Origin of the sequence: Methylorubrum sp. B1-46, assembly GCF_021117295.1 — a bacterium.
GTDB lineage: Bacteria > Pseudomonadota > Alphaproteobacteria > Rhizobiales > Beijerinckiaceae > Methylobacterium.
On the sequence record NZ_CP088247.1, the window covers coordinates 5,381,022 to 5,389,100 of the forward strand.

Consider the following 8,079-nt stretch of genomic DNA (forward strand, 5'->3'; position numbering starts at 1 on the left):
CATTCTATGTCAGAGGATACATACCATACTTTCCAAACGGTCTTCGGTTGTCACAGTCAGCCGAAACAGAGAACCAGCCTGACGCATCCCCTTGAGATTGCGACGCTTCCGGCTGGTACTGGCTTCGGGGAGATCGGCATCACGTTCTGTCCCGGTAAAGTTCAGGCAGATGGGGCTGCAGGCTCGTGGAATCGCGATCTCAAGACCGATATCAAGGCCATAGCCGGTTTTGGAGCTAACGCACTCGTCACCCTGATCGAGGATCACGAGATCGAGGCCCTCAGGGTTCCCGGTCTTGAGGCTGAGTGTCGGCTTCGCGGTATCGATTGGCTCCACCTTCCCATCCCGGATGTGTCGATCCCCGACGAAGCGTTTGAGGCAGCATGGGTGACGGTCGGCGGAGGGCTGCGGTCATGCCTTAGGAACGGCTTCAAAGTCTGCGTCCACTGTAAGGGTGGCCTCGGACGTGCCGGGACCATCGCGGCGCGTCTCTTAGTGGAGCTTGGTGCTGATCCCGAGGATGCCATTCAGAGGGTTCGTGAGGCTCGTCCTGGCGCCATCGAGACCCTTGAGCAGGAACGGTACGTCCACGGTATCCGGTCTATCCCCGAACGCCTTCCATCAGCAACACTAGACGCGATCAAGGATCGTGCCCTTGGTGCCCTGGTCGGCTTAGCCGTGGGTGACGCTATCGGGACCACGGTCGAGTTCGAACCGCGTGGCAGCTTCGATCCCGTCACAGACATGTCTGGCGGTGGTCCCTTCGATCTGAGGCCGGGTCAGTGGACGGATGACACGTCGATGGCCTTGTGCCTCGCGGACAGTCTGATCGCGTGCGGCGGATTAGATGAACGTGACCTACTCGAACGGTTCTGCCGATGGTTCAGGGAAGGCGAGAACTCCGTCACGGGCCGCTGCTTCGATATCGGCAACGTGACTGCGACCGCCCTCACCTACTTCGAACAGACCGGCGACGTTCGCGCTGGCCCAACTAATAGGATGACGGCCGGCAACGGGAGTCTGATGCGCTTGTCGCCGGTCGCGATCCGCTACTGGAATGATCCCGACGGCCTGAGGAACGCAGCAAGACGGCAAAGCTACACGACCCATGGCGCTCAAGAGGCCGTAGACGCCTGTGAAGCGTTCTCGGCGATCCTAGCCTCGGCGATCCAGGGAAAGCCTCTCACCGACGTTCTGAGCGCATCCTGCGGCCATCCTCTATGTGATGGTGTGCAGGCGATCATCGAAGGATCGTGGCGGGGTAAGCACCGGGACGGCATCCGATCCTCCGGCTACGTCCTCCATTCGCTTGAGGCGGCCCTATGGTGCGTGGGTTCGTCAGGCAGCTTTTCGGAGGCTGTCCTAAAGGCGGTGAACCTGGGCGATGATGCTGACACTACGGCGGCAACCGTAGGACAGCTTGCCGGTTCCTACTACGGTCTTTCAGGCATTCCCGAACGATGGCGAAAACGTCTCGCGTGGAATGATCGGATCGAGGGCCTTGCAGATCGTCTCTTCACGGAGAGCCTGCACTGATGGACGAACCCTTCATCCCCTATGCCGTGATCGAAACTGCGAACTGGCCGCCTACTTCGCTTATGACGATATGGGCGTTGGGAGCGGCGAATCTGAAACGCATCGACCTCGACCTGTCGCAGCCGGAAGACACATTCATCGATCAGGCATTGGCAGGATTACAGGTTAAGCTTGATCGATTTGGAGGCAAGGAAATACCATCGTTCGGACGTCCAGTTTCGATAGTCATCAACCTTGCTCCGAAGAAAGGGATTCGGATCGGTCTTGACGGAACTATTCTAGAAAAGTTGGACTGGACGATGACGATTGGAACAGCCTCTATGTCGAATACAAATGAGAGGGCAAGCCTAGAGGTTAGCAAGTAGGGCTTGTTGAGGGATGTCTCAAATCATGAATGGTACGAGACATCCCCTAGCTCCATAGACGCGATCCCTAGCCTGACTTGTACCAGCGCCGAAGGCTAGTCATCAATCGATCAGCCTGCCTCCGTCTGTCCTTCGGTGAATGCGCGGATTGTGCTGCTTCATATAGACGCTCAGAGATCGTTTGAGGATGCAGCTTCAAGGCACATAGAGATCGATATAACATGAACATCGCTGTATCTCCCTCTCCTGGAAATACACCGATACGGTACCATTCCGCCATACACGTATCGATTCCCGCACGTTGTTCCAGACTGATTTCTAGATGATCCTCACTTTCTGGTACGTACTTGAATGGCATAGACGTATCGTCAGGAGCAATCCGGTGTTGTATCCAGTCATCAACATCAAGTGGCGCCCGTCGATCACCCTTGTATTCTTTGAAGAAGCTCGCTGATCGCTCTTGAGCCTGACACGGGAGAGCGAAGACAGCACAAGGATGAGGAATGCGATCAATACCGTGATGCTTACCTGTTAGATTCCTCCGACACGTTTCATCGGACAGCTTCTCAGATCGGTATCCAGCCGTTTCAAGTACATAAACTATCTCATTGTAAATCATTCTGTACTCATTATCCATCATTACTCTACTAGTGGGGATGTAAATACGAAAACGGTGTCTGTCTTTTGTGTGACCAAACGTGTTGTAGGCGACAAAGCGTAGATATGGGAATGATCTAGAGAAGTCCTCGTGACTCATAGTCCCCTTCTCGATATCGATCCACATACCTCGGACCAACTCGACGTTATTCTCGCCTCTGTTGGTATCATCGGACTTTGTCACGTCGAACAGGGCACCGCTGACACAAGGTATTTCGTTTTTGCTCGTGTACACATGTCTAGAATGATTCCTCAGATAGGCGATGAACTGGTCCTCTGTCTTCGATATGACAAATGGATCAGTTGAAAAGTAGTTATTGAAGAAAGAACCCCTGAATCGGGCGACGAAATAGCTTACATCTTTAATAGCTGATTCGTCGCCATTGAGATAACTAACTTGTTCAAGATATGACGAATCAATGTTATGGGCGAAGCCCGAGGCGAGTGATAGCTCGACTCGAATACGTTCCTTTGATGCTTTCTTCCTTTCATTACCACCTTTATGGGTGCGCTTCCTGCCCACCTTCTGTTTCTCAGGTTGAACTAGTCCGAGTGATTCGACACGTGAACCAGGGAAGATTCGATGCAACCAATCAGCGGTGTCTTTCGAAGCAACTATCCACGTCTTATCATGGGCCAGATCATTATCCCGGATAGACGTACGACAGATCGCTTGGTAGACGCTATGATCGGTGAACGCCCTGAACTGCTTATCATCATCGAAGTCGCAATACTCTCTCAGGAACTTGCTAGCCTCCGGTATCTGATTAGCAGAAATGATGATTGCTGCGTGGTGAACATCTCTGTATCGGTTGAGACCATGCGAGATGCCGGGAATGAGATTGTCGCCTACAAGTTTATTCAAAGGACTCTCAAGCTTGACGTCGTTATTCTCAACTCGCACATACCTTTCACGCCCGAGCTTCTTGACCGTAGCCGCAATGATCGGTGTGTTGTCACCACCGAGTTTGTTTCGTAGATACTTCGAATATCGTAGCTCGTACCCATAGTAGATGGTTACGCTCGGGTTATACGGATGGGAGTTGCAGTCATTCTCACGTGCCAACTCCCAAGATTTCTGCCATATGACACCCGCCTGAGACCACTGATGGAAGACGAAGGTTTCTTCGAACAACGCAGCGGATATAGTCACGCTATGGAAGCCATCCAGAATGCTTGGTTTCAGGATGGAGAACACAGAGAGGATACCATCGTTCGATGTCTTAGATTTGAGTGCCTCGAACTTCGCAATGTTTACGTAACTATCATAGTGCTCCGACAACAGAAGTTTGGCTAAGTCTTGAACATGTCCGACAATGGTATCCTGGCCTTGATTCTGTGCCAACTTAACCATCTCGGACCGGTTCGTAACTTTCAAACGGCTATAAGCACTGGCCGCATCCATTGTGCGAACATGATCGGTGATGAGGTCGTGCTTTATCGACAAGTTTTCACTAAATGTTTCGAACACATTTGGAGATTCGTCGAAATAGACGGACCAGCGATCTTTATGATAGAAGAAGGGCAGGCTGATTAGGGTTCTATGGGTGATTAATACAACAGCGCCTGCAAGATCGGCATTGTTAAAGTACTTCATCACCCTCAAGCTCACATAACCGCCTTCTCCATCATCGGAGTGGAACTTGCGGACTATGATCGACGGGTACTGCTTTTTCAGATTGTCAAACGTTTCATCAATGAGTCCGGTAGTAGGTTGAACGATAAGACACTTCTGTCCTCGCTCGGCCCTCTTACCCGCTGCCGATATAATGTCACGCGTCTTGCCACCACCGGCCCTGCGGGAGTCGTAGTAGAAAACTGACTTCTGAAACTCTGGAAGCTCGATATTCGGAGTTTCGGTATGATGCTGTGTAGGCATCACGCTAGTCTGAAAACATATTTTGTAGTACAATGTAATGTTACCTTCTCTAAGTCTATACAGCTACCAATGCATTACTATAATACGTGAAAAGGACGAATCTGCTCACGATAGTAGATGTTGGATTGATATGCGTTGCTACCGACCGCACTCTCATCCTTGGTGTGTGCTTGGTCAGTAGAAGTGTTGTAGCGAAGAAATGTTCACAATAGAAGATTAGCTAGATTGTCCGAGGTTACGATAAGGCGTCTTGAATGGGCACATCGATCCAAACTGCTATCATATCGAACATCATCAATGCGCCAGGATTATTGCTGCAACTTGTCTAGTTTATTCACGCTCCAAAAACTTCCGATCGTAATGACAGTCACGAAATGCGATTCTAGGTGCTTTAAGCTTGATGCAGGGGGAGGAGTGTTTTTCTTGCGACCTCGACACGCTTAGACTAGTGTTGTTGCGTTGCCGTGCTGGTGCTGATTTCGTAGCGAGGAAACCGTTCAATCGCACCGCTTAGCATTGATAACGACGGTGTTTCGTATCGTCGTCCTACTGATGCAACACGATGACCGGTGATAGCGTCACGTAACCGTTCTTCTATCCCTGCGCCAAGTGCTCTTGTCTTGAATGTGTGCCGCCAGCCGTGATTGGGATCGACGCCAGGATCAAGATGCACAGTTTCCCGAACCCACTTCGCCACTGCTTTCGCTTGTTGCTCAGCGGGGGAAGTCTCTGCATTCGCCTTGTGTCGTTTAAGGTCATAAAATAGCGGTCCGCTGCCTGACGCTTCCACGAACTCCAAAAACCCCTGTTCGAGCAGATGCTTATGGAGCGGGACAGTGCGGGGTTCGCCGGCTTTTGTGACCCGCAAGTCCATGACCAGAGCGCCGCATTCGATACGTATATCCTCCCTGAAAAGACTAGTCAGTTCGGCGATCCTTGCTCCTGAGTAGGCTGCTAGCCACGGGCACCAACGTCTAACGGCCGAGCGTGTTGGATGAGCATGATCCTGCTGTACCGCCGAAGCTGCTTTCAGGATCGCGATGATCTCCTGCTCTCGGAACGTTCTTTCACGCTGTCCGACAACCCGAGGTTCGTCGAGAGATAGGCCCCTGGCTGGATTGCGCGTCAGAACTTGTCTTCCAGATCGACCGCAAGCCCATTGGAAAACAGAACTGACCGCCACCAGATCGTTTTTATTGATTGCACGCGGTGAAACGCCTTCGACATCACGGCGCTTTTCAGCCCATTCGAATAGGTCGTCGGCACTTAGGCTGCGCGCATCACGCTGGCTGGCAAAGGCGGCGAGTGAACGAAAACTGGCACGATACCGTTTGATCGTGTTCCGTGCCCGCTTATCGGCGTTGCAGGCTGCCCACCGCTCAAACAGTGCGTCCACGCTTAGGGGCGCCGAGGCCGAGTCAGACACTGCCGGAATCGATTCGCGGTCGCCAGTCACGGCAATCTGTAGGAGCGGCGTCGTCAGAACATGCTCACTCCTACCTCCATCAGCGTCACTGCTATCGAAGGTTGGAGAGGGACCGACGCGCTGCTCGTGCCAAAATCGCTTGAGGGCGCCATCCGCAATCGAATGACGCTGGCGGGCCTCACGCGGTTCTTTCGTTCGCAATGATGCTTGAACGATTGGACCGACGGTTATGGACGCCCGCATATCTCCGATGGGAAGGCAGACGCACTGTCCCTTCAAGCGTCCGAGAAGATCGATAGGCGTTCGCTGCCGTAGATGAAAAACGCCCGTCCTAGGGTTCTTCCACGGTCGCGCTATTCTGAGTGACAATGTGTGAGACCGCTGTGTGAGAGTGCGGTCATCCTCAGCGTGTCGTTCGCCCTAACCTACTGATATCGTTAGGGAAGAATGGTGCTGCGAGAGAGGATTGAACTCTCGACCTCCTCATTACCAATGAGGTGCTCTACCACTGAGCTACCGCAGCGCGGTGTCGGGGGGCGGTGCCGCCGCCGAACTGAACGCGGCATTAGCCGATCGAATTCCGCTTGGCAACGCTCTTTAGGCGAACAAAATGCACGAATGGTCCGCGGGACGGCCGGCGTGACGATTTGTTGACGGATCACGGGGGCATGGCTATAGAGCGGCCTCCACGTCCGGCCGCAGCACTGCGCCCGGTCGTTTCGCCTTTGCTTATCATCAGGCTGCGCTGACCGACACCGGATGCTTCCGGACCGGGTCGTTGCCGCCACGACCAAACGAGGATGCCCCATGGCCAACACCGTGTCGGCCAAGAAGATGACCCGCAAGATCGCCAAGCGTACCGCGATCAACCGCTCGCGCCGTTCGCGGATGCGCACCTTCGTTCGCAAGGTCGAGGAGGCGATCGCCACCGGCGATCAGGGCCAGGCCCTCGCCGCTCTTCGCGCTGCCGAGCCGGAGATCATGCGCGCCGCCCAGCACGGCATCGTTCATAAGAACAACGCCTCGCGGAAGGTGTCTCGCCTCGCCGCTCGCGTGAAGTCGATCGCAGCCTGAGGCCTCGCGGGTCTTCTCTTCGGCCGGAAGGTCGCCAGAGAGACGCGCCATCTCGAAGCTTGATCAAGCCCGGCCCTTCGGTCGGGCTTTTTTTCGATCCCTCCGATCTTTGGGCGTTGTTGCCCGCTCGGCTTGATCGTCCGGAACCGCGGCTTCGCCGCCATTCCTGTGGTGCCTGCCGCGCATCATTCCCTTATGTCTTGCCCTTCTGTCTTGCATCCCTTCGCTCGATCGACTCACGCTCGTGTCCGTGCCACCTCGTCCGCTGCGAAGACGTTCTGGTTGATCCCCACGGCAATCACCCTGTTGTCCTGAACATGGACGACAATCTTCGCCGATCCGATCCAGGCGAAATGCTCGCCGAGATCGAGCGGCTCGATGAGAAGCCAGTCCGCAACGACGATTTCGTCGAGCATGCCGTAGGCCGTCGAGCTCCCCCTTCACGCCATCGAGCGAGCTGAAGTCTCTTCAATCGCGATCCTTCGTCCGATCCATGTCCGTAATCCGGGGCCGGATCGCCGAGGCCACCCGCGGTGCCGTCGCGATGATATGGCCCGCCGACATCGAGGGTTGGGGAACCGCGGGCCGAAGCCGTGGAAACCCTGGGCGGATGCCATGGCGTTCGGACGCGCGGCCGCCGAGGCGCAAGGGCCTCCAGAGCCGGACTTGTGCACCGTGCGCTTCGTCTTCTCCACAGGTCCCGTCCGGTTATCCCGAATCGCGGCTTGCAGCGGTCCGATCGAGGCACCGACAACTTCGCGTTAACCATAGGTCAAGGAGTCACCGTTGCGCCCGCCGCTCCGCACCGTGTAGATTAACAAAATCTTGCAACGGCGGGCCCGGTCCAAGTCGATCGACGAATCGGCCCGAGTCTTCCCCAAGTTGCGGGCTGGGCTTCGACTCTCCGATCCCAGGCACATGACGCGCCGCGCGCGCAGATGTTTTCCCCGATCGTCCCGCTGTTAGGAGAACGATAGAGGATTGTTGATACACAGCCATCTTTAGCGGTGGCCCGCAGCGCCGCTCTTGACAGCGCTGCGGCCATTTCCGGCACCGCCCGAGTCGGGCGTGGCCTTCTCTCGTGTGGCGTATGCGTACGCATCCCCTCCGGTCCGCCGGCTTGGATGCGAGGAGACACGGTG

Annotated in this window: 6 protein-coding genes, 1 tRNA gene and 1 pseudogene; 3 read left to right on the forward strand and 5 right to left on the reverse strand. The window is 54.9% G+C overall.

The window, feature by feature from the left end:
• Positions 1–6: 6 nt before the first annotated feature.
• Both LPC10_RS24920 and LPC10_RS24925 read left to right on the forward strand, forming a co-directional pair.
• Positions 7–1,536 (forward strand): ADP-ribosylglycohydrolase family protein, encoded by a 1,530-nt coding sequence (locus LPC10_RS24920; RefSeq protein ID WP_231344932.1) that lies wholly within the window; start codon positions 7–9, stop codon positions 1,534–1,536.
• The gene (locus tag LPC10_RS24925; protein WP_231344934.1) at positions 1,536–1,901 is read left to right on the forward strand and encodes a hypothetical protein; all 366 of its coding nucleotides are present in this window, start codon (positions 1,536–1,538) and stop codon (positions 1,899–1,901) included. The genes LPC10_RS24920 and LPC10_RS24925 overlap by 1 nt, the downstream gene beginning before the upstream one ends.
• A 67-nt stretch (positions 1,902–1,968) precedes the next feature.
• Here the strand turns inward: LPC10_RS24925 and LPC10_RS24930 are convergent, their stop codons facing one another.
• The 4 genes and pseudogenes from LPC10_RS24930 to LPC10_RS24940 form a co-directional block, all read right to left on the reverse strand.
• Entirely contained in the window at positions 1,969–4,437 is a 2,469-nt protein-coding gene (locus LPC10_RS24930; protein ID WP_231344935.1) for a hypothetical protein, read from the reverse strand.
• Between the two features lie 445 nt (positions 4,438–4,882).
• On the reverse strand, positions 4,883–5,833 hold the full coding sequence (locus tag LPC10_RS24935) for a tyrosine-type recombinase/integrase (protein ID WP_231344937.1): 951 nt from the start codon (positions 5,831–5,833) through the stop codon (positions 4,883–4,885).
• A 207-nt stretch (positions 5,834–6,040) separates the two neighbouring features.
• Positions 6,041–6,232: pseudogene (locus LPC10_RS25755) on the reverse strand (hypothetical protein); the annotation flags it as partial.
• 79 nt (positions 6,233–6,311) lie between these two features.
• Positions 6,312–6,386, reverse strand: a tRNA-Thr gene (locus LPC10_RS24940).
• A gap of 284 nt (positions 6,387–6,670) precedes the next feature.
• On the opposite strand from LPC10_RS24940, the gene rpsT reads away from it, so the two are divergent.
• Positions 6,671–6,937, forward strand: a complete 267-nt coding sequence (gene rpsT / locus LPC10_RS24945; protein WP_108942715.1) for a 30S ribosomal protein S20 — start codon at positions 6,671–6,673, stop codon at positions 6,935–6,937.
• A gap of 236 nt (positions 6,938–7,173) precedes the next feature.
• Here the strand turns inward: rpsT and LPC10_RS24950 are convergent, their stop codons facing one another.
• Complete coding sequence (locus LPC10_RS24950) at positions 7,174–7,353, reverse strand: hypothetical protein (RefSeq protein ID WP_231344938.1); 180 nt, start codon at positions 7,351–7,353, stop codon at positions 7,174–7,176.
• Between the last annotated feature and the right edge of the window lie 726 nt (positions 7,354–8,079).

Bases quoted from the DNA above. Each gene is read 5' to 3' on its own strand.
- rpsT (WP_108942715.1), top strand. From the start codon at position 6,671: ATGGCCAACACCGTGTCGGCCAAGAAGATGACCCGCAAGATCGCCAAG.
- LPC10_RS24930 (WP_231344935.1), bottom strand. From the start codon at position 4,437: ATGCCTACACAGCATCATACCGAAACTCCGAATATCGAGCTTCCAGAG.
- LPC10_RS24920 (WP_231344932.1), top strand. From the start codon at position 7: ATGTCAGAGGATACATACCATACTTTCCAAACGGTCTTCGGTTGTCAC.
- LPC10_RS24950 (WP_231344938.1), bottom strand. From the start codon at position 7,353: ATGCTCGACGAAATCGTCGTTGCGGACTGGCTTCTCATCGAGCCGCTC.
- LPC10_RS24925 (WP_231344934.1), top strand. From the start codon at position 1,536: ATGGACGAACCCTTCATCCCCTATGCCGTGATCGAAACTGCGAACTGG.